Annotated in this window: 21 protein-coding genes and 1 pseudogene; 10 read left to right on the plus strand and 12 right to left on the minus strand. The window is 76.4% G+C overall.

What is annotated here, in order from left to right; genetic code table 11:
• Positions 1–55: 55 nt before the first annotated feature.
• The 4 genes from hpt to dacB all read right to left on the minus strand — a co-directional run bounded on the left by hpt (position 56) and on the right by dacB (position 4577).
• Positions 56–607: a hypoxanthine phosphoribosyltransferase gene (hpt, locus tag KW076_RS01315; RefSeq protein ID WP_224355853.1), complete on the minus strand. Its 552-nt coding sequence runs from the start codon at positions 605–607 to the stop codon at positions 56–58.
• Positions 608–661: 54 nt separating this feature from the next.
• Positions 662–1852, minus strand: coding sequence for a tRNA lysidine(34) synthetase TilS (gene tilS / locus KW076_RS01320; RefSeq protein WP_224355855.1), 1191 nt, complete (start codon positions 1850–1852; stop codon positions 662–664).
• A 34-nt stretch (positions 1853–1886) separates the two neighbouring features.
• A complete protein-coding gene (locus KW076_RS01325) occupies positions 1887–3062 on the minus strand; it encodes a zinc-dependent metalloprotease (protein WP_224355856.1) in 1176 nt (391 codons plus the stop codon).
• A gap of 66 nt (positions 3063–3128) precedes the next feature.
• A complete protein-coding gene (dacB, locus tag KW076_RS01330; RefSeq protein ID WP_224355857.1) occupies positions 3129–4577 on the minus strand; it encodes a D-alanyl-D-alanine carboxypeptidase/D-alanyl-D-alanine endopeptidase in 1449 nt (482 codons plus the stop codon).
• Positions 4578–4888: 311 nt separating this feature from the next.
• Here dacB and KW076_RS01335 point away from each other — a divergent pair, with 311 nt between their 5' ends.
• Together KW076_RS01335 and KW076_RS01340 are read left to right on the plus strand one after the other, a co-directional pair.
• Positions 4889–5452: an inorganic diphosphatase gene (locus KW076_RS01335; RefSeq protein WP_224355858.1), complete on the plus strand. Its 564-nt coding sequence runs from the start codon at positions 4889–4891 to the stop codon at positions 5450–5452.
• Positions 5453–5546: 94 nt separating this feature from the next.
• The gene (locus KW076_RS01340; RefSeq protein ID WP_224355860.1) at positions 5547–6185 is read left to right on the plus strand and encodes a hypothetical protein; all 639 of its coding nucleotides are present in this window, start codon (positions 5547–5549) and stop codon (positions 6183–6185) included.
• 51 nt (positions 6186–6236) lie between these two features.
• On the opposite strand, the gene KW076_RS01345 is transcribed toward KW076_RS01340, so the two are convergent.
• From KW076_RS01345 to KW076_RS01355, 3 genes are all read right to left on the minus strand, one after another.
• Positions 6237–7028 (minus strand): HAD family hydrolase, encoded by a 792-nt coding sequence (locus KW076_RS01345; RefSeq protein ID WP_224355862.1) that lies wholly within the window; start codon positions 7026–7028, stop codon positions 6237–6239.
• 79 nt (positions 7029–7107) lie between these two features.
• Entirely contained in the window at positions 7108–8442 is a 1335-nt protein-coding gene (locus tag KW076_RS01350; protein ID WP_224355863.1) for an alpha/beta hydrolase, read from the minus strand.
• A gap of 1 nt (position 8443) precedes the next feature.
• Positions 8444–10966, minus strand: coding sequence for a bifunctional lysylphosphatidylglycerol flippase/synthetase MprF (locus tag KW076_RS01355; protein WP_224355864.1), 2523 nt, complete (start codon positions 10964–10966; stop codon positions 8444–8446).
• 156 nt (positions 10967–11122) lie between these two features.
• On the opposite strand from KW076_RS01355, the gene KW076_RS01360 reads away from it, so the two are divergent.
• A complete protein-coding gene (locus tag KW076_RS01360; protein ID WP_224355866.1) occupies positions 11123–11956 on the plus strand; it encodes an alpha/beta fold hydrolase in 834 nt (277 codons plus the stop codon).
• 12 nt (positions 11957–11968) lie between these two features.
• On the opposite strand, the gene serS is transcribed toward KW076_RS01360, so the two are convergent.
• Positions 11969–13270 (minus strand): serine--tRNA ligase, encoded by a 1302-nt coding sequence (serS, locus tag KW076_RS01365; protein WP_224355868.1) that lies wholly within the window; start codon positions 13268–13270, stop codon positions 11969–11971.
• Positions 13271–13337: 67 nt separating this feature from the next.
• Between serS and KW076_RS01370 the strand changes: the two genes are divergently transcribed.
• Positions 13338–14516 (plus strand): diacylglycerol/lipid kinase family protein, encoded by a 1179-nt coding sequence (locus KW076_RS01370; RefSeq protein ID WP_224355870.1) that lies wholly within the window; start codon positions 13338–13340, stop codon positions 14514–14516.
• 31 nt (positions 14517–14547) lie between these two features.
• Here the strand turns inward: KW076_RS01370 and pheA are convergent, their stop codons facing one another.
• A complete protein-coding gene (pheA, locus tag KW076_RS01375; RefSeq protein WP_224355871.1) occupies positions 14548–15495 on the minus strand; it encodes a prephenate dehydratase in 948 nt (315 codons plus the stop codon).
• Positions 15492–15818 (minus strand): rhodanese-like domain-containing protein, encoded by a 327-nt coding sequence (locus KW076_RS01380; protein ID WP_224355872.1) that lies wholly within the window; start codon positions 15816–15818, stop codon positions 15492–15494. Before KW076_RS01380 ends, pheA begins: the two co-directional genes overlap by 4 nt.
• Positions 15819–15864: 46 nt before the next feature.
• On the opposite strand from KW076_RS01380, the gene KW076_RS01385 reads away from it, so the two are divergent.
• Positions 15865–17325 (plus strand): amidase, encoded by a 1461-nt coding sequence (locus KW076_RS01385; protein ID WP_224355873.1) that lies wholly within the window; start codon positions 15865–15867, stop codon positions 17323–17325.
• Positions 17326–17377: 52 nt separating this feature from the next.
• Here KW076_RS01385 and KW076_RS01390 read toward each other — a convergent pair whose 3' ends face one another.
• Entirely contained in the window at positions 17378–19519 is a 2142-nt protein-coding gene (locus tag KW076_RS01390) for a PIG-L family deacetylase (RefSeq protein ID WP_224355874.1), read from the minus strand.
• Complete coding sequence (locus KW076_RS01395; RefSeq protein ID WP_224355875.1) at positions 19516–20661, minus strand: acyl-CoA dehydrogenase family protein; 1146 nt, start codon at positions 20659–20661, stop codon at positions 19516–19518. The genes KW076_RS01390 and KW076_RS01395 overlap by 4 nt, the downstream gene beginning before the upstream one ends.
• A gap of 184 nt (positions 20662–20845) precedes the next feature.
• Between KW076_RS01395 and KW076_RS01400 the strand changes: the two genes are divergently transcribed.
• From KW076_RS01400 to KW076_RS01420, 5 genes and pseudogenes are all read left to right on the plus strand, one after another.
• On the plus strand, positions 20846–21331 hold the full coding sequence (locus tag KW076_RS01400; protein ID WP_224355876.1) for a Fur family transcriptional regulator: 486 nt from the start codon (positions 20846–20848) through the stop codon (positions 21329–21331).
• 62 nt (positions 21332–21393) lie between these two features.
• Positions 21394–21735: pseudogene (locus KW076_RS01405) on the plus strand (catalase/peroxidase HPI); the annotation flags it as partial.
• A gap of 85 nt (positions 21736–21820) precedes the next feature.
• Positions 21821–23524, plus strand: coding sequence for a phosphoglucomutase (alpha-D-glucose-1,6-bisphosphate-dependent) (gene pgm, locus KW076_RS01410; protein WP_224355877.1), 1704 nt, complete (start codon positions 21821–21823; stop codon positions 23522–23524).
• Between the two features lie 192 nt (positions 23525–23716).
• Entirely contained in the window at positions 23717–25222 is a 1506-nt protein-coding gene (locus KW076_RS01415; RefSeq protein ID WP_224355878.1) for an aldehyde dehydrogenase family protein, read from the plus strand.
• 132 nt (positions 25223–25354) lie between these two features.
• A complete protein-coding gene (locus KW076_RS01420) occupies positions 25355–25915 on the plus strand; it encodes a hypothetical protein (RefSeq protein ID WP_224355879.1) in 561 nt (186 codons plus the stop codon).
• Positions 25916–25987 lie beyond the last annotated feature (72 nt).

Genomic DNA, 25987 nt, shown 5'->3' on the forward strand with positions numbered 1-25987 from the left:
TGGCGGCGTGTCCGCTTCACTCGGCCGCCTCCCCACGGGGGAGCCGCGGCGCGGCTCAGCTGTAGACGTGCGGGGCGAGCGTGCCGACGAAGTCCAGGTTGCGGTACTTCTCCGCGTAGTCCAGGCCGTAGCCCACCACGAACTCGTTCGGGATGTCCTTGCCGACGTACTTCACGTCGATGTCCACCTTCATGGCGTCCGGCTTGCGCAGGAACGTGCAGATCTCCACCGACGCCGGGCCGCGGGTCTCCAGGTTCGCCTTCAGCCAGGACAGGGTCAGGCCGGAGTCGATGATGTCCTCCACGATCAGCACGTGGCGGCCGGTGAGGTCGGCGTCGAGGTCCTTGAGGATGCGGACGACGCCGGAGGACTTGGTGCCGGAGCCGTAGGAGGAGACGGCCATGAAGTCCATCTCCACGTGCGAGTGCAGCGCGCGGGTCAGGTCCGCCACGACCATGACGGCGCCCTTGAGCACGGCCACGATCAGCAGGTCCTTGCCCTCGTAGTCGCGGTCGATCTGGGCGGCGAGGTCACGGATGGTGTCCTGGACCTCCTCCTTCGACATGAGGACGTGGGTGAGATCGTTCTGGACATCCTGTGCGTCCATGGCGCCGCTCCTGAGGTGCTTCGTGGGGTGCTGTGCGAGGTCGCCCGGCCCGGCTCACCGGTCCGCCGGGCGGGGGATGTAGGCAAGTCTGGCACACCCCGACGGACCGCCCTCCTTCCGGCCGCCGACGCCGCCCTCCCCCGCCGCGACGCGGCGCACCGTGACGCCGTGGCCCAGCTCCACCGGCCCGGCCGAGCCGCCCCCGGCGTGGGCGGCCGCCACCAGCGCGTCGGCCGCGAGGATCCGCTCACGGGACGGCGTGCCGGCTCCCGCGGCCCGGGCCGCGCGGGCGTGCACCCGGTGGCGCACCGCGGCCGGGAGCGCGGCGAGGGCGTCGAGGTCGAGGAGGACGGGGGCGGGGCGGTCGGTCTCCGGGGCAGGCAGGCGGAGGCGGGCGAGGGCGTCGTCGGCCCAGGCGTCCAGGGCGGCGGCGTCCTCCGCGGCGATGGCCGCCGTGCGCACGAGGGCGGCGCGCAGGCCGGGGCCGAGGCCGGTGTCGGGGTCCTCGAGGGCGGGCAGGATCCGTGTGCGGACCCGCGAGCGCAGCAGGGCCGGGTCCGCGTTGTGGGGGTCCGTGAACCAGGTGAGCCCGGCCCAGCGGCAGATCGCCTCGGTGTCGGCGCGGCTCAGGCCGAGCAGCGGGCGGGCCAGGGCCACCCCGCCGGGGAGCGCGCCGTGCGCCGGGATGCCCGCGAGGGAGCGGGTGCCGGATCCGCGCGCGAGGCCGAGGAGGACCTGTTCGGCCTGGTCGTCGGCGGTGTGGGCGGTGAGCACGAGGGCGGGGGTCCCCTCCCCGACCCCCTCCGCCGCGCGGGCGAGCGCGGTGCGGCGGGCGGAGCGGGCGGAGGCCTCGGGTCCGTCGCCGGCGGGGGTCACGGTGACGGCCTCCACGGTGACGGGCGCCAGGCCCAGCGCCCGGGCGGTCCGGGCGGCCGCCGCCGCCACCGCGGCGCTGCCGTCCTGGAGCCCGTGGTCGACGACGACGGCCCCCGCCGGGCCGAGCCGCTCCCCCGCACGCGTGCCCGCCAGCACGGCGCAGGCGACCGCGAGGGCCAGGGAGTCGGCGCCGCCGGAGAGCGCCACGAGGACCGGGCCGGGATGCTCCGCGCGGACCGCGCGGACGGACTCCACGGCCCGGTGCAGGGGCTCGGGCCAGCGGGACCGCGGCGGCCACGGGCCGGCGAGGGCGGGCAGGGTGGGTGCGCCGGGGACGGCGACCACATCGCGAACGAAAGGGCTCGACACGCCGTTCGTCTCTCGAACGACAGCGTGGGGGGGCTCAGGCCTGGGCACGGATCCGCGCGACCCAGCGGTCCGGCGCGTGGATCTCCTCCTCGCTCGGCAGCAGCTCGGGCGCGTCCCAGACCACGTTGAACCCGTCCCTCCCGAGCTCGGCCACGGCCGCGTCCACGAACCGCTGCCCGTCCCGGTACTGCGCCATCTTCGCGTCCATGCCCAGCAGGCGGCGCAGCAGGCGGTCGAGGCCGGAGCGGCGGTCCCCGCGGGCGTCGAACCGGCGGCGGATGGTCTTCACGGAGGACACCACGGAGGAGTCCACGGCGTCCATGACCACGTTCGCGTGGCCCTCCAGCAGGGACATCACCGCGGTCAGCCGGGACAGCCGAGCGCGGTCCTCCTCGTCCTGGATCGCGCCGAGCAGTCCCAGCGCGGGGCGCCCGCCGGGCCCGGCGGCGCCGTCGTCCTGCCCCGCGCGCCCGGCGCCCGGCGACGTCGAGGCGCCCAGGGGGTTCGCGGCGGCCAGGGCGGAGCGCAGGCGCTCCGGCAGGGACTCGGCCTTGTCGAACAGCCCGCCGGTCAGCGCGGTGATCTCCCCCTGCAGGTGGCCGCGCAGCCAGGGGGCGGCGGCGAACTGCACGCGGTGGGTCTGCTCGTGCAGGCACACCCAGAGGCGGAAGTCGGCGGGGTCCACGTGGATCTCCCGGCGGACCTGCGCCACGTTGGGGGCCACCAGCAGGAGGCGGCCGCCCGCGGGACCGGCGGGGACGCCGTCAGGACCGGGGAGGGCGGAGAACGGGTCGTACTGGCCGAGGACCTTGGAGGAGAGCCAGGCGAGGATCCCACCCATCTCCAGGGCGGCCGCGCGGCGTGTGAGGGGTGCCGTGGTGAGTGCGTACTCCTGGGGCCGCGTGGCGCGCAGGTGCGCGAAGGACGGCTCCAGCAGCCCCGCGAAGGACTGCGTGTTGGCGAGGGACCACGTCGGGCGGTCCACCACGAGCACCTGCGAGTCCCGCAGGTCCTCGGCCGCGGCCAGGCCGGTCAGCCGGTGCACGTGGGCCACGGAGGCCGCCGCGGCGGCGCGCAGCCCCTCGGCCTCGCGCCGGGCCTCGCGGGTGCCGATCCGCGGTCCGGCGGCGGCCAGGGAGCCGGCCGCGCGCGCGGCGGCGTCCCAGTCCACGGGGTGGGCCGGGGAGGGGACGGGCTGGTCGGCGGTCATGGATCCATCAGACCACAGGGACCGGACGCGGCAGCGCGTCCCGGGCCCGACGCCGCGCCCGCCCGCTCAGAGCGCGGCGAGCGCGCTCACCGCCTCGTCGATCGCGGCGCGGGCCGGCGCGATCCGCCAGTCCACACCGGAGCACACGATGCTGAACGCGAGCACGCGCCCGGACCCCGTGGTGACGGTGCCCGTGAGGGACACGGTCTGGTCCAGGGTGCCGGTCTTCGCGGCCACGGCCTCGCGCGCGGGGCTCCCCGGGAACCGCTCGGCGAGGGTCGAGTCCTCACCGGGCCGGGGCAGTCCGTCCCGCACCGGGGCGAGAGCCGGGTCTGCCTGCACGGCCTCGACCAGCCCGGCGAGCTGGTGCGCGGTCACGCGGTTCTGAGGGGACAGCCCCGAGGCGTCCACGAGCCGCATCCCGGCCGTGTCCACCCCGTGCGCCGCCGCGCGGTCGCGCAGGAGCCCGGGGACGGCGGCGTGCGTGGCGGGGCGCCCGTCCGCCGCCGCGGCCACGCGGGCGAGCACCTCGGCCACCTGGTTCTCCGAGTGGGCCAGCAGGTACGCCACCTGCTGGCCCACCGGCGCGGACTCCACGCGCGCCACCGGCTCCGTGGCGAGCACGTCGCCGCGCGGCGCCGAGGTGGCGGGGACCACGTCCCGGGCGCGCACGGACAGGTCCGCGCCCGAGTCGGCGACGGCGGCCGTCAGCTCCCGCTGGAAGGCCAGGGCGGCGAACGCGGCCGGGTCCGCGATCCGGTCCTCCCCTGTGCCCGGCGCGGTCCGCCCGCCGTACGTGGCCAGCGGCTGCACCGCGGTGATGTTGCCGCTCTCCACGAGCCCCGCGGACCACGCGGGGTTCAGGGGGGAGGCGTCCGTGAACAGGCGCAGGTCCGTGCTGACCGCCACGGGCCCCGTCACGCCGCGCTCCCGCAGGCCCGCCACGGTGCGCCGGGCGAGGGTGCGCAGGCCGGCACGGCCGTCCACGCGGCCCGGATCGGACGCGCCGGCGCCGAGCAGGGCGTCGCCGCCGCCCACCAGGACGAGCTCGGTGGCGCCGCCGCCCGGCAGGGCCACCACGGACGTGGTGAGCGCGCGGTCCGCACCGAGGACGTCCACGGCCGTGACGGCGGTGAGGATCTTCAGGGCCGACGCCGGCGCCACCGCCTGGTCCGCGGAGCGCGCGTAGAGGACCTCGCCGGTGGCCGCGTCCCGCACCTCGGCCGACGCCGTCCCCGGTGCCTGTGCGAGCGCCGGGGCCACGGCCGCGGCCACGTCGGCCGGGTCCACCGGGGCGACGGACGCCAACGCGGTGGAGGACGGCGCCGTCGCGCCCCCGGACGGCGAGGCGGCCGGGACCGGGGCGGACGGCGCGGAGGCGGCCGGGGCGGCGGGGGTCGGGAGACGCGGGAGGAGGACGTCGTGGGCCAGGAGCCCGAGCAGGGCGCAGATCGCCAGGGCCAGCAGCACGCGGGTCACGGCGGCCACGCGGGCGGCCCGGTTCGAGGGGGTCACCTCCCGGTTGTACCACGGCGTTCCGCGACCCCGGGTCCGAGCTGGTCAGGGAATTGCCAGGTTCCGGGCAGGGTGCGTCCATGGTGGGTTCGTACGCTGAAGGCACCTCATCGAAGGTGCGAGCGATGCAGGTGCGAGTGATGACAGGCGAAGGGCCCCGGTCGGCGAGACCGGGGCCCTTCCCACGTCCGGTGGCCGGCCGGGGACGGACACGGGAGGGCCGGACGCCGCCCCGGTAGGCTGGCCCCAGTTCCGCCGGGCGGCGCGCCGCCGTCGTCCCGGGCACCGAGCAGATCCACCGAAGGAGAGTCATGGCGCACGACGTCACCATCGAGATCCCCGCGGGCTCCCGCGTCAAGTACGAGTTCGACCACGAGACCGGCCGCCTGCGCCTGGACCGCGTGCTGTTCACCTCCATGCAGTACCCCACGCACTACGGCTACTTCGAGAACACCCTCGGCGAGGACGGCGACCCGCTGGACGCCCTCGTGTTCCTCCCCGGGTTCGACCTGGTCCCCGGCTGCATCGTCGAGGCCCGTCCCGTGGGCGTGTTCAACATGACCGACGACGGCGGCGGCGACGCCAAGCTGCTGTGCGTCCCGGCGGACAAGCGCTTCGACCACATCCAGGAGCTCGAGGACGTCGAGGAGTCCCTGAAGCAGGAGATCGAGCACTTCTTCACCCGCTACAAGGACCTGGAGCCCGGCAAGTGGGTCAAGGCCGACGGCTGGGAGGGCCGCGAGGCCGCGGAGAAGGAGCTCGAGGCCTCCATCGAGCGCTTCGCCGCCGAGGGCGAGCACTCCCCGTCCGACGAGCCGCAGGGCCGCGACGTCGACACCGAGGAGGCCGCCCCGGCCGCCGAGCAGGAGGCCTGAGCCTCCACCGGCCCCTCGGCCGACCCCCGCGCGACGCCCGTCCACCCTTCGGGGTGGGCGGGCGTCGCCGTGTCCGGTGGCAGAATCGACGACCATGTTCGTGCTCACCCTCAACCAGCGGGACACCCCCGACGCCGGCGACCGCGTGGACGCGCTCCTGCGCGAGCTGACCGACGCGGCGGCCGCCGTGCCCGGCCTGCGCTCCCCGGCGCTGCCGTTCCAGCGCTCCGTCGGAGACGAGCTCGTGGGCGTCCTCGAGGACCCGCACGCCGCGGTGGACGTGGCGCTGCGCGCGCTGCGGCAGCGCCGCTGGAACGTGGGGATCGGCGTCGGGACGGTGTGCCACGCGGACGGGTCCGCGGGGATCCCCGCCTCCGGGGACCTGCACCACGCCGGCGGGCCGGGCCTCGCGGCGGCGCGCCGGGCCGTCGAGGCGGCGGCCCTGTCCACCGCGCGGATCCCGCTGGCCGTGCGCGGTCGGGACGCGGAGGCCGCAGCCGAGGCGGAGGCGGTGCTCAAGCTCATCGGCCAGCTGGTGTGGACGCGCACGGCCGCCGAATGGTCCGTGCTGGACCTGCTGGTGCCCGGGGTGCGCGGCCAGCAGAAGCCGGCCGCGCAGGCCCTGGGGATCACCACGCAGGCCGTCTCCCAGGCCGTGCAGCGCTCCTTCTGGAACGAGGAGCACGCCTGCCGGCCCGCCGCCGCGCGCCTGCTGGCGCTCGCCGCCGGCTGAGGCCCGCCCGCGTCGCCGTCCTCCCCCTCGGCCCGTCGGGCCCTCCGGCCCTCAGAGCAGGGTGCGCAGCACCGTGGCGAGGCCGTGCTCGTCGACGCCGCCGGTGACCTCGTCCGCGGCCTCCTTGACCTCGTCCGGGGCCTGGCCCATGGCGACGCCGCGCCCGGCCCAGCGGAGCATCTCCACGTCGTTGCGGCCGTCGCCCACGGCCACGGTGTCCGCGACGTCCACGTGCAGCACGGTGCGCAGCGCCTCCAGGGCGGACGCCTTGGTGACGCCGGCCGCGGCCACGTCCAGCCAGGCCGTCCAGCCCACCGAGTAGGTCACGCCGGACAGGCCGATGCCCTCCACGGCCCGGCCGAACTCCTCCGCGGAGGAGTCCGTGGAGAACACCACCAGGCGCACGGCGGTGGTGGCCATGAGCTCCTCGAAGCCCACGCCCTCCGCGGCCACGCCGAAGGACATGTCCTGGAACCGCTCGGTGGAGAGGAACGAGCCGTCCGGCAGCTCGAGCGCGTACTTGGCGCTGGGCAGGCGGTCCCGCAGCTGGGCCAGCACGGACTGGGGGTCGAAGGTGCGCAGGTCCGTGACCTCGTAGCCGTCCTCGAGCGCGCGGTCCAGGCGCAGCGTGGCACCGCCGTTGGAGCAGATCACGTACCCGGAGTCGATGCCGAGGGACTCCGCCACCGGGAGCGTGGCGCCGCGGGAGCGGCCGGTGGCGATGACCACGTGGTGGCCGGCCTCGATCACGGCCCGCACGGCCTCACGCACGGGCTCGTGCAGGCGGCCGTCATGGTCCACGATCGTTCCGTCCACGTCCAGGCACACGAGCTTCTTCGTCATGGCCCCCACCCAACCACACGCCCCGGACGGGTTTGCGACGCGCGGGTGAACGCCGGGCGCTCCCGTCCGGCGGCCGGGCTCACCCCAGTCCCATGCGCCCGGCCGCCCACGGCAGCTGGTCGGCGAAGGCGCGCGACCACACCGTCCACGTGTGCCCGCCGGGGTACTCCCGCAGGGTGAGGTCCATGCCGGCGGCGCGGCCGGCGTCGACGAGCTCCTGCGGCACGGGCATGCCGACGTAGGCGTCCGAGCGGCCCACGCTGACGACGCCCGCGACGCCGCGGTAGGCCCCGTCCGCCCCGGGACCCTCGCCGCGCTGCGCTGCGGCGAACAGAGAGAGCGGGTCGTTCGCCGCGTACGCGGCGCGGACCCCGCCGAAGCCCTCGGCGATCGTCCTCTCCTCCGTGCCGAGGGAGGGGTGCAGCTCGCCGGAGAAGACGAGCACGGTGCCGAACCCGTCCGGGGTGCGGGCCACGGTCTGCAGGGCGCAGGTGGCGCCGTTGGAGAGCCCGCCGATCGCCCAGTGCGTCCGGTCCCGGTCCGTCTGCAGCTCCCGGCCGATCCAGGCGGGCACGTCCTGCGTCAGGTAGGTCTCCACGCGGGCGTCCGGGCCGTCCCAGCACAGCCGGTTGGTCAGGGCGCCGCCGCCGTTGGCGTCCACGGACAGCACGATCGGCGCGAGGCCGTGGTGGGCGGCCGCGTAGGCGTCCATGGTCTCGGCGGCGTGGCCGGCGCTGAACCAGTCCGGGGGCTCACCCGGGACCCCGGCCATGAGGATCATCACGGGCAGGGCCGGGCGCTCCTCGGCGAAGTACGCCGGGGGCAGGTAGACCACGGCGTCCCGCGGGGCGAGCCGCGCGTCCGTGGCGGGAATCCCCACCCGGGAGACCGTGCCGTGCTCGGGCAGCCCGGCCGGCGCCGTCCACCGGTCCACGGGCACCACCTGGCGGGCGGGGGCGGTGTCCACGGCGTCCCAGTCCGTCCAGGTGACGTTCCGCCCGGTCATCACGGCCAGCGACTCGTAGGCGGAGTAGTGGGCGTTCACGCCGAGGGTCGCGCAGAGCACCGCCGCCAGGACCGCGACGACGCCCCCGAGGCCCCAGCGCAGCGGCCGGGGCCGCCACGGGCCGACGGCCGCCTGGGCGAGCACCACCACCGGCAGCGCGGCCCAGGCGAACACGGGCCCCGCGACCCCGTCCGGGATCGGCGCCCACACGACGTTCACCCACCACCACGAGGCGAGGGCCAGCGCCGCGGGCACGCCGACGACCAGCGCCTGGACCCACCAGGGCCGGCGGCGGGTGCGCCCCACCCACAGGCCGAGGACCAGCAGGACGCCGACCGCGACGCACACGGGCACCGTCCAGGGCGCCAGCAGCGGGGTCTCCAGCAGCCAGGCGGGCAACCGCTCCACGTCAGCCCTCCCTCCGGCGCAGGTCCTGGCCCGCGCGGACCAGGTCGCCGAGCGTGAGGGTGGGCAGGTACGCCCGGGTGAGGGCGGCGCCCACGCGGGGCAGCTCCGCCGGGTCCGGGACGCACAGCCGCAGCGGCACGCTCTCCGGGCCGAACTTCTCCTTGAAGGCGTGCAGGGAGCGGAACCCGTACACGGGCTCCAGCCCATGGCCCAGCTGGTCCAGGAGGCGGTCGAGCGCGCCGGTCTGGGCGGGGGCGACGTCGGCGGAGGGGTCCGGCTGCGAGCGCGCCAGGGGCGCCCCGGAGAGGGAGACCAGGGCCAGCCCCTCCTCCTGGGCGTCGAGGACGGCCTGGGCCAGGAGGAACTCGACGACGGGGCGGAACCCGCCCTCGGCGCGGCGCATGAAGTCCAGGGTCAGGCCCACGAGGCGCCCGGCGTCGTGCACGGGCAGCCAGGAGGTCACCCCGTGGAGGCGGCCGTCCTCGTCCTCCGCGAGCAGCAGGCGGACGGCGGGGTCGTCGAGCTCGGCGAGGCCGCCGAGCGTGAACCCCATCTCCGGCAGCTCCTTGTCCGCCACCCACGCCGCGGAGATCGCGCGGATCTGCGCGCGGAGGTCGTCGCCGGCCTCCGCCCACGTGGTCCAGCGGGCCGTGATGCCCTCCTTCTTCGCCCGGTTGCGGGCGGTGCGCAGGTCCTGGAAGCGCTTCCCGCCGAAGGTGACCCCGCCGAGCCGGATCACGGCCTCCTCCGCGACCTGCACCCCGAACCAGCCGCGGGACTCCACGGCCTGCGCGGTGACGGGGTGCACGGAGTACAGGGCCGGGACCAGGGAGTGGGCCACGCAGAACTCGGCGAACTGGCGGGTGACCACGGCGCGGTCACGGGCGGAGCTGTACGGGTCGCCCACGGTCAGCGCCACGTCCTGGTGCACCCGGTAGGCGACGGCGCCGGCGTGCGTCGGCGAGCGCCACAGCCGGCAGCCCTCCCACGTGCCCATCCAGGCCATGGTGGCGTCCTCGGCGGCGAGGGCGCGGGCCGCCTCGGCGGCCTCTCCGGGCTGCGCGACGGGCCCGCCGAGGGGGTGCTGGGCGCGCCAGAGCAGCCAGATCCCGGCCAGCCACGGCACCAGCGGCAGCCACTCCAGCAGGAACCGGGCCACGGGGCCGCTCGGCAGGGCGGCCGGGGTCAGCACGGTCAGCGCCGTGGAGGGAAGCAGGGCGATCAGCCCGTCCGCCAGGAGCGCGCCGACCCCGGGGCGGGGGGAGAACTGCTCCGGCACCGCCAGGCCCACCGCCACGATCATGGCCACCACCGCGAGGGCGAGGATCGGCACGGCCCGCAGGCGCCGGTAGGCCCCGTGCGGCGCGCGCGCCTGGAACAGCCCCCGGTGCGCCAGCACGAGGGCCAGCACCCCCAGCGGCACCAGCACGGGGAGGATCAGCCGGGTGATCAGGGACGGGTCCGTGGGGTAGTCCCGGGGGCCCGCCGCCACGGCCCAGGCCGCCAGGCCCAGGTGGGCGGCGGCCAAGGCGGCGAGCACGGACTGCAGCACCAGGGTGCCTTGCAGGGCGGCGCGGCGGCCCCGGCGGAGCCCGTCCGCGAGGACGAGCTGCAGCACCAGCGGCAGGGCCGCGAGCAGGACCGCACCCGGGCCGGTGGCCGTGAGGATGTACGTGCCGCGGGCGCACTCGCGGATCCGGTCGTCGTCGGCACAGGCCGCGGCCACCATGTCCGGGGACACGGTGGACGCCGCGAACAGGGCGCGCGTGCCCGCCAGCGGCCCCACCAGGTGGGGTGAGCCCGCGGCCAGGAACGTGCCGAGCACGACGGCGGCCACCGCCGTCGCCACGAGCACGCGCCGCTCGCTGCGGCTGCCCACGGGCGCCGCGTCCGTGCCCAGCCGGCGGGCCCTCCGGCGGCCGAGCCAGCCGCCCAGCAGCACCGCGGTGAGCAGCGAGGCGTCCTCCGGCGCACCGGAGAACAGGACCGTGGCGGCGGTGACGGGGAGGGCGAGGGTGAGGAGGCGGCGTCGCCACCGGGAGTCCCACGAGCCGGAGGAGGCCAGGAACGCGACGATCAGTCCGGCCCAGGGTCCGGCGATCGCGTCGCTGCGGAGGACGGCGCCCCAGGCGGGGTCGACCTGCCGGACCGCCCACAGCAGTCCCAGGACCGCCAGGACGGACGCGGTGTGGCCCAGCACCACGCGGGCGGCGAACGGTCCGGAGCCGGCCTCCCGCTCGGCCGGCGGCCCGAGGACGGCGACGCCCACCAGGGCGAGCGCCCACGCGAGCGGGTGCGGGGCGAACAGCAGGGAGGTGGCCACCTCGTGCGGGGCGTGGGGGAGACTGCCCGGGCGGGCCGGGTCCACCAGCGGCAGCAGGGGCCCGAGGGCGGTGAACAGGAGCAGGGTCCACGTCGCGGGGACCCCGCGGAGCCAGCGGAGCGCACCGGCCAGGACACGCCCGGCAGGACCGGGCGAGGTGCCGCCCACCGTGCCCGACTCCCGCGTGGCCGCCGTCGCCATCCCTGCCCCCTCCCTCGGCCGCGCCCGTGCTGTCCGCCGCCGCGGACGGGCGGTCCCGCCGCCTGCAGCCGGGACCCGCACAGCGTACGACAGCGCACCTGGACGTCCGCCGGGAACGGACCGGAGCCGCGGCGGGCGCGGGCGTAGCATGCGGGCATGCTCCACCGGCGCGAGTACGGCGACCCCGACGGCGTCCCCGTCCTCCACTTCCACGGCACCCCCGGCTCAGGCCGGGAGGCGGCCGCGCTGGACGCCGCCGCGCGTGCCGCCGGCGTGCGCCTGATCGCCCCGGACCGGCCCGGGATGGGCCGCACCCCCCACCTGCCGGGGCGGCGGCTGGCCCACTGGCCCGCCGAGGTGACGCGGCTGCTGGACGAGCTGGGGATCGACCGGGCCGCGATCCTCGCCTGGTCCGGCGGCGGCCCCTACGCGGTGGCCTGTCTGGCCCGCATCCCTGAGCGCCTCACCGCGGTGGCCCTGCTGGCCCCGGCGGGCCTGCTGCGGGGCATTCCGTGGGCCAACCGGCTGTTCCCGCGGCTCTACCTCCCGGCGGCCGGCGCGATCGCCCGCGCCCGGGACTGGGCCCCGGCCGCCGCCCTGGGCGTGTTCCGGTGGCGGCGGATGCGCAGCCGCCTGGCCGACGGCCCCCCGGCGGCGAGCCCGGAGCGCGAGCCGCTGGCGCCGTCGTCGGCCGCGGTGCTGGCCGCCTCCTGGAGGGAGGCGTTCCGGCAGGGCCACGCCGGGCCGGTCCAGGACGAGCAGGTGATCAACGAGGACTGGTCCCCCCTGCTGACGTCCGCCCGCCGGGCGCCGGTGCCCGTGCGGATCTGGCACGGGCGCCGGGACCGGGTGGTGCCGCACCGCCACAGCCGGCGGCTGGCCGCGGCCCTGGGCGCGTTCCTCGTGGACGCGCACGACGGCGACCACCCCGGCGCCCTGCTGACCGCCGGACCCGAGGCGCTGGGCTGGCTGGCGGCCTCCGCGGAGTGAGGCCCGGGCCGCTCACACGAGCTCGAACCGCTCCAGACCGCCCAGGTACGGGCGCAACGCCTCCGGGACGGTCACGGAGCCGTCCGCGTTCTGGTGGTTCTCCAGGATCGCGACGATCCACCGGGTGGTGGCCAGGGTGCCGTTGAGGGTGGCGACCGTGCGGGTGCCGCCCTTCTTCGCATTCGAGCCCGTGCCGTCCTCCTTGACCTGGCGCTCGCGGATGTTGAGGCGGCGGGCCTGGAACGTGGTGCAGTTCGAGGTGGAGGTCAGCTCGCGGTAGGTGCCCTGGGTGGGGACCCACGCCTCGCAGTCGAACTTGCGGGCGGCGGACATGCCGAGGTCGCCGGCGGCGGTGTCGATCACGCGGTAGGGCACCTCGATCCTCGCGAGCATCTGCTCCTCCCACGCGAGCAGGCGGGCGTGCTCCTCCTCGGCGCGCTCCACCGTGGTGTAGACGAACATCTCCAGCTTGTTGAACTGGTGCACGCGGATGATGCCGCGGGTGTCCTTGCCCGCGGAGCCGGCCTCGCGGCGGTAGCAGGTGGACCAGCCGGCGTAGCGGATCGGGGCGTCGGCGACGTCGATGATCTCGTCCGCGTGGTACCCGGCCAGGGCGACCTCGGAGGTGCCCACCAGGTAGAGGTCGTCGCGCTCGAGGCGGTAGATCTCGTCGTCGTGGGCGACGTCGAAGCCGGTGCCCTGCATGGTCTCCGGGCGCACGAGCGTGGGCGGGATGACGGGGACGAACCCGTTCTCGACCGCCAGGTCCAGGCCCATCTGCATGAGGGCCAGCTCCAGGCGGGCGGCGGCGCCCTTGAGGAAGGAGAACCGGGCGCCGGAGACCTTGGCGCCGCGCTCCATGTCGATGCCCCCGATCAGCTCGCCGAGCTCCAGGTGGTCGCGCGGCTCGAAGCCCTCCGCGGCGAAGTCGCGCGGGGTGCCGACCTCCTTGACGACCACGAAGTCGTCCTCGCCGCCCTGCGGCACGCCCTCGATGACGAGGTTCGGGAAGAGGCGCTGCAGGCGCAGCAGCTCGGCCTCGGCCTCGTTCGACGCCGCCTCGGCCTCCTTCACGGAGGCGGCGAGGTCCTTCACCTCGGCCAGCAGGGCCTGCTTCTCCTCGCCCTTCGCCTGGGCGACCCTCTTGCCGAACGCCTTCTGCTCGGCGCGCAGCTCCTCGAACCGGGAGATCGCCGCACGACGCGCGGCGTCCGCCGCCACGACCTGGTCCACGAGGGACACATCGGCTCCGCGGGCCTCCTGGGAGACGCGGTACTTCTCGGGCTGGTCGATGAGGTCCTTGACGTCGATCACGCCCTCAGCCTAGCGGCGCGGGCGCCCGGGGCGGGCTCGGGACCGGCCCCGGTCCTAGACTCGTCCCATGTCTGCAGAGTGGTGGATGGCGCTGGCCGCCCTCGTCCTCGCGGCCCTGTTCGCGGTCGCCGTCGTCGTGCTGGGCCTGCGTCTGCGCCGCCTGGACGGCGCGCACGAGCGCACCCGCGGCCAGCTGGACGCGGTGGAGGCCCGGCTGGGCGACCTGCGCCGGCGCGCGGGACGGGCCCCCGGCGTCGACCTGCCCGGCCCCCAGGTGGCGCTCGTGCTGAACCCCGTGAAGGCCCGCGCGGACGAGGTCCGCCGCGCCATGGAGGCCCTGGCGGAGAAGGAGGGCCTCGGGGAGGTCCTCGTCCTGGAGACCACGGAGGAGGACCCCGGCACGGCCATGACCCGCGAGGCGCTCACCGCCGGGGTGCGCCTGGTGGTCGCCGCCGGCGGCGACGGGACCGTGCGCACGGTCGCGGAGCAGCTGGCCGGCACCGACGTGGCCCTCGGCGTGATGCCGCTGGGCACCGGCAACCTGCTGGCCCGCAACCTCGACCTGCCGATCAACGACATCGAGGAGTGCCTGCGGATCGCCCTCACCGGCCGGCAGCGGCGGATCGACACCGTGGACGTGCGCCTGACCCACGAGGACGGCGCCCGCACCCGCCAGACGTTCACCGTGATCGGCGGCGCCGGCTACGACGCCGACATCATGGGCGACACCAAGGACGAGCTGAAGGACATGGCCGGCTGGCTGGCCTACAGCGAGGCGGGGATGCGCCACCTGCGGGGCCGCCGCCACGAGGTGTCCATCACCCTCGACGGCGGCGCCGTGCAGCGCTTCAAGGTGCGCTCCGTGATGGTCGCCAACTGCGGCATGCTCACCGGCGGCATGGAGCTGCTGCCGGAGGCCAAGCTCGACGACGGCCTGCTCGACGTCCTCGTCCTCTCCCCCCGGCACGCCCTCGACTGGGTGCGGATCGCCGCGAAGACCCTCACCCGCCACCGCGCCTCGATCCCCGTGATGCACACGGAGCAGGCCCAACGAGTGCAGGTGCGCTTCGCGGAGCCGATGTCCTCCCAGCTCGACGGCGACGCCACCGGCGACATCACCGCCCTCGACGCGCGGATCCAGCCGGACTCGCTCGTCGTGATGCTGGGGGACGAGGACGACGCCTCCGTGGAGGACGGCGGCCGCTCCGCCGAGGCGCCCGTGCCGGAGCCGGCACCGCACATCTGAGCGGGGCCGGGCCGCCGGCCGGGAGGCGCGCTCAGCGCGAGCGCAGCCCCCGCACCCACGCCGTGCCGCGGCGGTAGGCGGCGTCGGTGACGTGCTCGGGCACCGTGGGCGGGCGACCCTCGGCCCGCGGGTAGGAGCCCAGGAACCGCACCCCGGGGAACGTCCGGTGGAGCGCGGCGAGGGCCGCTCCCACCCGCTCCTCGGCCACGTGCCCCTCGAGGTCGATCGAGAAGAAGTAGCGGCCCATGCCCTCGCCCGTGGGGCGGGACTCGATGCGGGAGAGGTTGATGCCGCGGGTCGCGAACTGGTCGAGGATCTCCCGCAGCGCGCCGGGGTGGTCGTCCGGCAGGGGCACGGTCAGGGTGGTCTTGTCCGCGCCGGTCGGCTCCGGGACGGGCCCGGGCCGGGAGACGAGCACGAACCGCGTCACCGCCCCGGTGACGTCCTCGATGGCCTCGGCGAGCACCGGCAGGCCGGTCTGCTCCGCCACGAGCGGCGCGCACACGGCCGCGTCGAACGACGCCACGGCCCCGTCCCCGCCGGCGGAGGGCAGGAGCGCCCGGGCACCGGCCGCCGTCGACCCCGCGGGGGTGAACTCGACGCCGGGCAGGTGCGCCTCCATCCAGCCGCGGACCTGCGCCCAGGCGTGGGTGTGCGTGGTGACCCGGCGGACGTCCTCCAGGGCGACCCCGGGCCGGCCCACGAGCACGAAGCTGATGGGCACGAGGACCTCGGCGAGGATCTGCAGGGGCTCGTCCGCGCCGATGTCGTCGAGGGTGGCGGTGACGCCGCCCTCCACGGAGTTCTCGATGGGCACCACGGCGCGCTCGGCCTCCCCCACGCGCACGGCCGCGAGCGCGGCCAGCACGGAGGAGGCGGGGAGCAGATCGACGTCCTCGGGGGACGCGACCTGCCGCAGGGCGGCCTCGGTGAAGGTGCCGGCGGGGCCGAGGAAGGCGTACCGGGGCGCGGGGCTCACTTGACGGTGGGCTCGGCGTCGCCGTCGGCCTCCATGGGCTTGCCGGCCTCGAGCCAGGCGCCGGAGCCGCCGGCCACGTTGATGGCCGAGTAGCCGCGGCCCACCATGTACTCGGCGGCGCGGGCGGAGCGGCCGCCGGTGCGGCAGATCACGTAGTAGTCGGTGTCCGGGTCGAGCTCCTCGATGCGCTCGGGCAGCTGGCCCAGGGGCAGGTGCTGGGCGCCGGCGGCGCGGCCGAGCGCCCACTCGTCGTCCTCGCGCACGTCCAGGATGGCGGCGTCGGCGGGGATCTGGTCCACGGTCACGGTCTCGAAATGGCTCATGCGCCCAGCCTACGGCGGGGGCGGGGCCTCCCCTAGGCTCCATGACATGGCCGTGAGCGAACCCCTCTCCCCGTCCGATCAGCCGACCTCCCCGACGCCCGCCCCGGACGCCCCCGCGCGCCTGCTGGGCCGCACCGCGCTCGCCTTGCGGGACGCCCTCGCCGCCGGCGAGCTCTCCGCGGCGGAGGTCACGGAGGCCTCGCTCGCGGCGGCGCACGCCCATGCGGGCCTGGGCGCGTTCGTCCTTCTGGACGAGGACGGCGCCCGGGTCCGGGCCGCCGCCCTGGACGCCCGCCCCGACGACGCCGCCGGCGCCTCCCTGCGCGGTCTCCCCCTGGCGTTCAAGGACCTCACGGACGTGGCGGGGCTGCCGACGCGGATGGGCTCGGCCGTGCTGGCGCAGGCTCCCGCGGCGGCAGAGGACGACCCGCTGACGACCCGCCTGCGCGCGGCCGGCACGGTGCTGCTGGGCAAGACGACCGTCCCGGAGTTCGGACTGGACGCGTACTCGGAGAACCCGGTGGACCCGCCCGCCCGGAACCCGCTGGACCCCTCCCGCACGCCCGGCGGCTCCTCGGGCGGGTCCGCGGCGGCGGTGGCGGCGGGGATCCTGCCGTTCGCCCCGGGCTCGGACGGCGGCGGATCCGTGCGCATCCCGGCCGCGGCGTGCGGGCTGGTCGGCCTGAAGCCGGGCCGGGGGACGGTGCCCACCGACCCGGGCGAGGACGCGGTGACCAACCTGACCGTCTCCGGCCCGCTGGCGCACACCGTCGAGGACGCGGCCCTGCTGTTCGACGTCATGACCTCCCCCGAGGGCCTGGAGGGGCGCACCGGCCCGGACCTGCGCCGGTTCCTCGACGCGCGGGCCGCGGGCGAGCCGGTGGCCCCGGTCCGGATCGGGGTGAGCACGGCGTCCCCGTTCTCCCCGGACCTGGAGATCACGCTGGCCCGGCCGGCTCTGTCCGCGCTCGCCCGCTCCGGCGCCGCGCTGGCCGCGGGCGGCCACGCGGTGGACGAGTTCGTGCCCCACTACGGGGAGCGCTACCACCGCGACTTCCGCACCGCGTGGACCTCGGGCCTGCTGAAGGCGCCCCTGCCGGACGGCGCGGAGGCGCTCGTCGGGCCCGTGGCGGCGTCGTTCCTGGCCTCGGCGCGAGCCGCCGGGCCGGAGCAGATCGCCACGGCGATCGGGCGGCTGGAGGCCTGGGCCGCCGACGTGCGCGGGCAGTTCGCGGCCGTGGACGTCGTCATGACCCCGGTGCTGGCGTTCGCGCCGCCGGCGATCGGGCACTTCCTGGCGCTGGACCCGGAGGAGAACTACGCGGAGCAGTGCCGGTTCACGCCGTACACGTCCATGGTGAACGTCCTCGGCCTGCCCGCCGTGGCCGTGCCGGTGCTCCGTGACGAGGCCGGGCTGAGCTGGTCCGTGCAGCTGGTGGGCCGCCCCGGCGCCGAGGGGCGCCTGCTGGAGCTCGCCGGCCACCTGCGGCTGCTCCTGGCCGGCTGAGCCGGGCCAGGCGGGGTCGGGCCAGGCGGGGTCGGCCCGGGACCCCGCCCCGTCAGCCCTCGGCGGCACCCTCCTCGAGCAGGCCGCGCAGGAACCCGGCGAACCCGCCGGGCGTGCGGCCCTCCAGCCGGGAGGAGGTGTGCACCCGCACCCGGTCCGTGGCGAGCACCCGGTCCTCGCCCAGGGCCCGCACGGCCTCCGCGAGGCGGACGTCCTCGTGCTCGGCGACCTCCGCGAACCCGCCGGCCCGCTCGTAGAGCCCCCACGGCAGGCCGAGGTTCGCCCCGTGCACGTGGGGGTGGTCCTCGCGGTGCTCGTAGTCGGCGCGCCACCGGTGGGCCAGGTCGTCGTCGGCGTGGGCGGGCAGGTCCACGGTGCCCAGCACCAGCACCTGGCCGTCGGCGCGACGTCGGGCCGCCAGGGCGGGCTGGCCCACGAGCCAGTCCGCGGGGACGCGGGTGTCCGCGTCCGTGGAGGCCAGCCACAGCGCCTCGGCGGGCACGTCCGGGAACAGGCCGCGGGCATGGCGGGCGGCCGCTGCACGGGCCCGCCCCACCCCGCCGGCGCCGGGGGCCAGCTCGAGCACGCGGATCCGGGGGTCCCGCGCACGGGCGGCGTGGGCGGCCTCGAGGGTGGGGGCGTCGTCGGCGGGCACGACCGTGACGACGGCGGCCGAGCCCTGGGTGTGCTGCGCCTCCCAGAGGTCGAGGGCGGCGGAGAGCGCGTCCAGGCCGGCGGGCAGGTGCTCGGCCTCGTCCATGGCCGGCACGACGGCCACGGCGTGCGTGGCGGCCGCGGCGCGGGCGTGCACGGACAGGCGCAGGTCCGCCTCCACGTGCTCGGAGAGCAGCCGCCAGCGGGGGTCAGCGGCCACCCGGTCGTGCACGGCGTCCCCGTCCAGGGGCCAGCCGGTGATGGGCTGGCGCCAGTGGCACAGCAGCAGCTCGCCACCCGCGCCCAGGGAGGCGTCGGCGGCGTCGACGAGGGCGTCGAGCTCCTCGGGCTGCAGGAAGTAGCCGATCTCGGAGGCGACGACGAGGTCCGCCGGCGCCCCGGCGCCCTCCTCGGCCGGGCCGACGTCGGCGGGCCAGTCCGCGGGCAGCACGGCGCGGCGCACCTCGGCGTGCGGGATCTCCGCCAGGTGGGCGGCGGCGCGCTCCACCGCCACCTGGGACGCCTCCAGGCCCACCACGCGCTCGGCGCGCTCGGCCAGCGCGGCGGTGAGCACGCCGATCGACGCGCCCGCCTCCACCACCGTCCCGTAGCGCGGACGCGGGAGCACGGCCAGGGTGAGCGCCCGCTTGCGGGCCTCGTAGGGGCTGGTCAGGTACCGCCAGGGGTCCTCGTGCTCGCGGTAGAGCCGGTCGAACACGGCGGAGGCGCGGGAGGCGTCGGCGTCGTCGGGGGCGGTGCGCCGGTAGGTCTCGAAGCCGCGGGTGAAGTGGGCGATCATCCGCTCCGGCAGGATCGCCTCGTCCCCCGGGGCGGCGGAGAGCGGACGCGTCTGGGAGGCGTGCGCATCCAGGGCGGCCAGGCGGGCGGCGTCGTCGCCGGCGGCCAGCTCCAGGCGGCGGTAGCGCCGCGGGGCCAGGTCCTCCGGGGCGCCCCAGTGCCAGAGCCACAGGGGGAAGGCGTACAGCTCGAGGTCGTGGTCGGCCGCGAGGGCCGCGGCAGCGGCGCCCACCGCGTCGTGGTCGCCGTGGCCGTCGTCCGGGTCGTGGGAGACCAGCACGACGGCGCCGCCGCCCTCCTCCGCGGGGGTGCGCCCGGCGAGGACGCGCTCCAGCGCGGCGCGGACCTCGTCGGGACGGTCGGTCAGGCCGCCGTCGGGCAGGGCGAGGGACTCCCAGGTCAGGGCGCCGGCGTCGGGGCCGAGGCCGTCCGCGAGCGCGGCCAGGGCGTGGTCCATCTCCGCGCGGCGCAGGCGCACCAGGTCCGCGGGGGTGTGGGTGGGGGAGTCGGGGTGGGAGGCCTCCCCCGCCGTGGCGACCGCGACGTGCACGGCGGCCCCGCCGCGCAGGGCGGCGCGGATCAGGCCGGCCGCGCCCAGGGTCTCGTCGTCCGGGTGGGCCACGGCCACCAGCAGGGTGTCCGCGCGGGTCCACGCGCGCGCGGGCAGGGCGGGCAGCTCCCCCACGCCGGCGGCCATCCAGACGGCCTCGGCGGTGCCGTCGTCCCGATGGTCGAAGCTCACCACGGCTGCAGCTCCGCCCGCTCGGCGGGGTCCGCGGCGAGCAGCGACTCGGCGAGCCGGGCGTCGTCGCGGGGGCCGTGGTGCTGGCGCAGGTACACCTGCAGGTCGGCGACGGCGCGGGCGTGGGCGGCGTCGCCGGTGAGCGGGCCGGGGCCGGTGGCCTGCCCGACGACGTCCAGCACCTCCGTGCACAGCTGCGCCACGGTGCCGCGGATGCGGTCCGCCTCCACGAGGCCGTGGGCGTGGTCGAGGCGGCCGGCGTCGACGTCGTCCGCGGCGCGGCCCAGCAGGGAGGCCATGGCGTGCAGGTGGCGGTCCACCCGGCCGAGCGCCGCGAGACCGACCTGGTCCGGGCCCGGACCGGAGCCGTCTGAGGCGGCCGCGGTGCGCCGCTCGAGGGACGTGCGCAGGGTGCGGGCCACGTGCACGGCGCCGCCGAACCACACGGCGGCCACGCCGATCCCGCCCCACGCGAACCCGGGGCGGCGCAGGTACCACTCCGGGCCGCCGACCGGCACCGCGGGCACGTCCGCGAACCGCAGGCCCACGGTGGTGATCGGCGCGAGGCCGAGGGACGGCCAACGGGGGTCGGCGACCTCCATGCCCGGCTCCCCGAGGTCCACGAGGAACGCCCGGCGGAGCCCGTCCTCCTGACGGGCGGTGACCACGGCGGCGGTGCAACGGTCCGCGAGCGAGCACCACGGCTTGTCCCCGTCCAGGCGCCAGACGGCGTCCTCGTCCCCCACGGCCGCCCCGGGGGCCGGGCGGGCGGAGGGGCTGACGCCGCCGGACTCGGACGCGTAGACGCCCAGTACGCCCCGCGGAGCGGGCACGCCGGCCTGGTCGAGGATCGAGAGGGCGTCCAGGTGCGGCTCCAGCACGCGGGCCGCGGGGAGGGAGACGGCGCCCACGGAGGCGAGCAGCTCCCACTGCCGGCGGGTGCGGCCCGCGCCGGTGAGCGGCAGGTCCAGGGAGGCGGCGGCGTCGTCACCGGAGAGCAGGGCGAGGATCGGCTCGATCCCGGCCTCGCCGTCCTCGCCGTCCCGCGCGGCGGCCAGCAGGGCGGCCTCGGCCTCGGTGGGGGCGGCGGGGCGGCCGTCGCCCTCGGCACCGGGCAGGTGGACCCACGGGGTCTCGGACACGGGTGACCTCCCGGAGCGGTGGGGGCGTCGCGGCGGGCGCCGCGACCGGAGCCCGACCCTAGTCAGCCGGGCGTCGGGGCGGGAAGGCCCGAGGATCGCCGGCGGGGGCGGCGGCGGACCGCCCGTCGGCCCGCCTGGGGAGCCTTTCTTGACACGTTCAAGACTATGGGGTGAGGTGGACGGCATGAGCACCGTCACGGTCGAGCAGCCCGAGGAGAGCGCCCTGCTGCGCTCCGTCGGCCTGCGCGTGACGCGGCCCCGCGTGGCCGTGCTCCAGGGCCTGCGCCGCCACCCCCACGCCGACGCCGGATCCCTCCTCTCCGCGGTCCGCGAGGACCTCCCGCAGGTGTCCCACCAGGCGGTCTACGACTGCCTGCACGTGCTCACCGACGCCGGGCTGGTCCGCTCCCTCCAGCCGGCCGGCTCCCCGGCCCGCTACGAGCTCGCGGCCCACGACAACCACCACCACCTGGTGTGCCGCGGCTGCGGCGACCTCGTGGACGTGCCGTGCCAGACCGGCGTCGCGCCGTGCCTGCACGCCCCCGAGGACCACGGATTCCTCATCGAGGAGGCCGAGGTCTACTACTGGGGCCTGTGCCCCGACTGCCGTTCCGGCGGGTATACGACGACGTCGGACGGGACCCCCGCGCCGGCGCCCCCGGCCCCCTGACGGGTCCGGGCCCCTGTCCACCCCAGTCCGAGACCGGCTGCCCGGCCGGCACGTGCCCGGTGATGCACGGCAAGGGCGCCTCCCTCCCGCACCCCACCTCCGGCGACGCCAACCAGCAGTGGTGGCCGAACCGCCTGAACCTGAAGATCCTGGCCAAGGAGCAGCAGGTCATCAACGCGCACGACGCGGACTTCGACTACCCGACGGCCTTCGCCGCGCTGGACCTGGACGAGGTCAAGAAGACCATCGCCGAGGTGCTCACCACCTCCAAGGACTGGTGGCCGGCCGACGTCGGCAACTACGGCCCCTTCATGATCCGCATGGCCTGGCACTCCGCCGGCACCTACCGCTCCGGCGACGGCCGCGGCGGCGCCGGCACCGGCCAACCTCTGACAGCCCGACCGGCCGCCGACGACGGGCGTCCACCCCACCGGGTGGGCGCCCGCTCAGCCTTCCCCCCGGGCGCGGGGCCGTGCCTACAGTGACGGCATGAGCACCCCCGCCGCCGGTCGCGCCGGCACCCCCGCCCTCCCCGAGGACCTCATCGACGTCGAGGCCCTCCTCGCCGCCTACCGGGACCTCCACCCGGACCCCGCCGACCCGGCCCAGAAGGTCGTGTTCGGCACGTCCGGACACCGCGGGTCCGCGCTGAAGTCCTCCTTCAACGACGACCACATCGCCGCGATCACGCAGGCCGTCGTCGAGTACCGCGCGGAGCACGGGATCACCGGCGCGATCCTCGTGGGCAAGGACACGCACGCCCTCTCCGGGCCCGCGCAGGACACCGCGGTGCAGGTGCTGCTGGCCAACGACGTCGAGGTGCTGGTGGACTCCCGCGGCGGCTTCACGCCCACCCCGGCGGTCTCCCACGCGATCCTGCACCTGAACGCGGGCCGTGACCTGACGGCGGCGGGCTTCTCCGCGGACGGGGACAACGCCGGCCTGGTGGACGGCCTGGTGATCACCCCGTCGCACAACCCGCCGGCGGACGGCGGCTTCAAGTACAACCCGCCGCACGGCGGGCCCGCGGACACGGACGCGACGTCCTGGATCGCGGCCCGCGCCAACGACCTGCTCGCCGCGCGCCTGGACGGCGTCACGCGCCTGGCCCCGGAGGACGTGGAGGGCCACGCGAAGCTCGGCTCCTTCGACTTCCTGGACCGCTACGTCACCGACCTGCCCCAGGTGATCGACCTGGACGCGATCCGCGAGGCCGGTGTGCGCATCGGCGCCGACCCCATGGGCGGCGCATCGGTGGCGTACTGGGGGGAGATCGGCCGCCGCCACGGCCTGGACCTGACCGTGGTGAACCCGGACGTGGACCCGCAGTTCGGGTTCATGACCCTGGACTGGGACGGGAAGATCCGCATGGACTGCTCGTCCCCGAACGCCATGGCCTCCCTGATCGAGCGCATGACCCCGGACGCGGACGGGCACGCGCCGTTCGACGTCGCCACGGGCAACGACGCCGACTCCGACCGGCACGGGATCGTCACCCCGGACGGGGGCCTGATGAACCCCAACCACTTCCTCGCCGTCTCGATCGACTACCTGTACCGGAACCGCTCGCAGTGGCCGCAGAACGCCGGCGTGGGCAAGACGCTGGTGTCCTCCTCGATGATCGACCGCGTGGCCACAGACCTCGGACGCGAGCTCGTGGAGGTGCCGGTGGGCTTCAAGTGGTTCGTGCCGGGGCTGCTCTCCGGGACGGGCGTGTTCGGCGGCGAGGAGTCCGCGGGTGCGTCCTTCGTGAAGTTCGACGGCGGCGCGTGGTCCACGGACAAGGACGGCCTGCTGCTGTGCCTCCTGGCCGCGGAGATCCAGGCCGTCACCGGCCAGTCCCCGTCCGAGCGGTACCGCGACCTCGTGGCGCTGCACGGCGACCCCGCCTACGCACGCATCGACGCCCCGGCCACCGCGGAGCAGAAGGCCGCGCTCAAGGCCCTCTCCCCCGACGACGTCACCGCCACCGAGCTGGCCGGGGAGACGATCCTGGCCGCCCTCACCAACGCGCCCGGCAACGACGCCCCGATCGGCGGGCTCAAGGTGGTCACCAAGAACGCGTGGTTCGCGGCCCGCCCCTCCGGCACGGAGGACGTGTACAAGATCTACGCCGAGTCCTTCCTGGGCGAGGAGCACCTGAAGCAGGTGCAGCAGGAGGCGCAGGCGATCGTCGACGCGGTGATCTCCTGACCCCCTGACGCTTTCGTTCGGGAAACGGCGGCGTGTCGCACCGTTTTCGTTCGGGAAACAGCCGCGCGGGCGCCGTTTCCCGAACGAAAAGACCCTGGGGGCGCCGTCTTCCGAACGAAAGTGCACGGGTCGCGCGGGGGACGACGGCGCCACGCCCTGCCGCCGCACAGGGCCGCTCGGTAGCGTGGCCGCATGAGTACGCAGCCCCCCGGCCTGACCACGGACTCCCCCGACTCCCCCGCCGACGATCCCGTCCGCGAGCCGTTGCCCACCGAGGCCCTGCCGATCGCGCCGGCCGGGCCCCGACCCGAGGAGCCGCGGGCCGCCGTCGAGCGTCTGCGCGCCGCCGCCCGCTCCCGCGCCGCCCACCCGCGCGCGGTGCGGGTGCGCCAGCTCAAGGGCCTGAAGCGGATGCTGACCGAGCACGCGGACCGGTTCGTCGCGGCGCTCGGCACGGACCTGGGCAAGCCGTCCACCGAGGCGCTGATCACGGAGATCGTCTCGGTGCGCTCCGAGGTGGACCACGCACTGCTGCACCTGACCGACTGGATGGAGCCGCGGCCCGTGAAGCTGCCGCTAGCCCTGCGGCCCGCGAGCGCGGAGGTCCGGCCGCGGCCCAAGGGTCTCGTGCTGGTCATCGGCGCGTGGAACTACCCGGTGCAGCTCGCACTCGCCCCGGTCGTGGGCGCGCTGGCGGCCGGCAACACGGTGGTGCTCAGCCCGTCGGAGAAGGCCCCGGCCACGGCGGCGGCGCTGCGGGAGCTGGTGCCGCAGTACCTGGACTCCGCGCTGGTCTCCGTGGTGGCGGGCGGCAAGGACTGCAACACCGAGCTGCTGGCGGAGCCGTGGGACCACATCCTCTACACCGGCGGGGAGCGCGTGGGCCGGATCGTCTACGAGGCGGCGGCGAAGACCCTCTCCCCCGTGACGCTCGAGCTGGGCGGCAAGTCGCCGGCGGTGGTGACGCCGTCGCGGAACACGGGCGCGATGGCCCGCCGCATCACGTGGGCGAAGTTCACCAACGCGGGTCAGACGTGCGTGGCCCCGGACTACGTGCTGGCCGTCGGCGAGGCCGCGCTGCGTCAGATGACCGCCGAGCTCCCCGCAGCCCTGCGCGAGTTCTACGGCGACGACCCCCGCGCGTCGAGGGACTACGGCCGGCTCATCTCCGCCGAGCACGCGGAGCGGTTGCGGGAGATGCTCCAGGCGGACCTCGACGCCGGCGCCGAGCTGTTCGTCGGCGGCGACGTGGACGTAGCGGGGCGGTACATGGCGCCGACCGTGGTGACGGGCGTCAAGCCGGACGGCGCGCTCATGCAGGAGGAGCTGTTCGGCCCGATCCTGCCCGTGCTGACCGTGGACACCTTCCAGGACGCCCTCGACTTCATCGCGGAGCGCCCGCACCCGCTGGCCGCGTACCTGTTCACGGACCGGCCGAGCTACCACCGCGCGTTCGACGACCAGGTGCAGGCCGGCGGCCTCGGCTACGACGTCGGCCTGCTGCACGCCGGCATCGCGACGCTGCCGTTCGGCGGGATCGGCGCGTCCGGGATGGGCGCGTACCACGGCATCCACGGGTTCGAGACGTTCTCCCACCTGCGCCCGTCCATCGCGAAGTCGGACCAGGTGGACACGCTCAAGACCGCCTACCCGCCGTACGGGCGGATGAAGCGGGCGCTGCTGCCGAAGATGCTCTGAGGGGGCGGGGAGCGCTTTCGTGCGGGAAACGGGAGGCTCCGCGGAGGTCCCGTCCGGGCCTTCCCGCGCCCGCGCAACGGGCCTAGGCTGGCCTCCATCGACCCCGCCGGGGTCCTCTCGAGAGGAGCCGCCGTGCGACCCTCCGCTCCCCCGCGCCGGCCGCGCGTGACCCGGATGGCGGCCATGACCGCCGTCGTCGTCCTGGGCGTGGCCGGGTGCGCCGGCCCCGAGGGCCGCACCGGCACGACGACGACGGACGGGCCCGGCACGTCCACGTCCCCGCCGCCGGTAGTCCAGCAGTCCGAGGCGGCCGCGCACCCGGCCGACAACCTGCCCCTGGGGGACGAGGCGTGGGCCGTGGTGTCGCTGACCCGCGGCGGCGAGGCGCTCGACCCCGGCCCGTGGCGTCAGGTGCGCATCGACACGTCGGAGCCGTTCATCCTCGCCATGCCGGAGCTGTGCCCGCAGCCGCGGTTCGGGATCACCGCGGTCACGGAGTCGGCGTGGGAGGCCACCCCGGACGTGGCCCAGCCGGCGATCGGCTGCGTCTCCGGCCACGAGGACGAGGCTGCGGTCGCCGCCCTGCGGGAGCTCTTCGACGGGACCGTCCAGGTGACGCCCCCGGGCGGGGCCGACGTCGAGGTGCGGCTGCGCCGCGCGGACGTGGAGCTGGTGCTGTCAGAGGAGCGGTGAAGGGCGTCGGGCGGGGCACCGGGCGGGCGGCAAGCCTCCCGTTTCCCGTACGAAAGCGCCCCGGAAGCCTCC

The sequence above is a fragment of the Micrococcus porci genome (genome assembly GCF_020097155.1).
Classification (GTDB): domain Bacteria; phylum Actinomycetota; class Actinomycetes; order Actinomycetales; family Micrococcaceae; genus Micrococcus; species Micrococcus porci.

Excerpts from the sequence above, each read along its gene's own strand:
- hpt (WP_224355853.1), bottom strand. The coding sequence starts at position 607 with ATGGACGCACAGGATGTCCAGAACGATCTCACCCACGTCCTCATGTCG.
- KW076_RS01325 (WP_224355856.1), bottom strand. The coding sequence starts at position 3,062 with ATGACCGCCGACCAGCCCGTCCCCTCCCCGGCCCACCCCGTGGACTGG.
- KW076_RS01335 (WP_224355858.1), top strand. The coding sequence starts at position 4,889 with ATGGCGCACGACGTCACCATCGAGATCCCCGCGGGCTCCCGCGTCAAG.
- KW076_RS01340 (WP_224355860.1), top strand. The coding sequence starts at position 5,547 with ATGTTCGTGCTCACCCTCAACCAGCGGGACACCCCCGACGCCGGCGAC.
- KW076_RS01345 (WP_224355862.1), bottom strand. The coding sequence starts at position 7,028 with ATGACGAAGAAGCTCGTGTGCCTGGACGTGGACGGAACGATCGTGGAC.
- KW076_RS01355 (WP_224355864.1), bottom strand. The coding sequence starts at position 10,966 with ATGGCGACGGCGGCCACGCGGGAGTCGGGCACGGTGGGCGGCACCTCG.
- KW076_RS01360 (WP_224355866.1), top strand. The coding sequence starts at position 11,123 with ATGCTCCACCGGCGCGAGTACGGCGACCCCGACGGCGTCCCCGTCCTC.
- KW076_RS01370 (WP_224355870.1), top strand. The coding sequence starts at position 13,338 with ATGTCTGCAGAGTGGTGGATGGCGCTGGCCGCCCTCGTCCTCGCGGCC.
- KW076_RS01380 (WP_224355872.1), bottom strand. The coding sequence starts at position 15,818 with ATGAGCCATTTCGAGACCGTGACCGTGGACCAGATCCCCGCCGACGCC.
- KW076_RS01385 (WP_224355873.1), top strand. The coding sequence starts at position 15,865 with ATGGCCGTGAGCGAACCCCTCTCCCCGTCCGATCAGCCGACCTCCCCG.
- KW076_RS01400 (WP_224355876.1), top strand. The coding sequence starts at position 20,846 with ATGAGCACCGTCACGGTCGAGCAGCCCGAGGAGAGCGCCCTGCTGCGC.
- pgm (WP_224355877.1), top strand. The coding sequence starts at position 21,821 with ATGAGCACCCCCGCCGCCGGTCGCGCCGGCACCCCCGCCCTCCCCGAG.
- KW076_RS01415 (WP_224355878.1), top strand. The coding sequence starts at position 23,717 with ATGAGTACGCAGCCCCCCGGCCTGACCACGGACTCCCCCGACTCCCCC.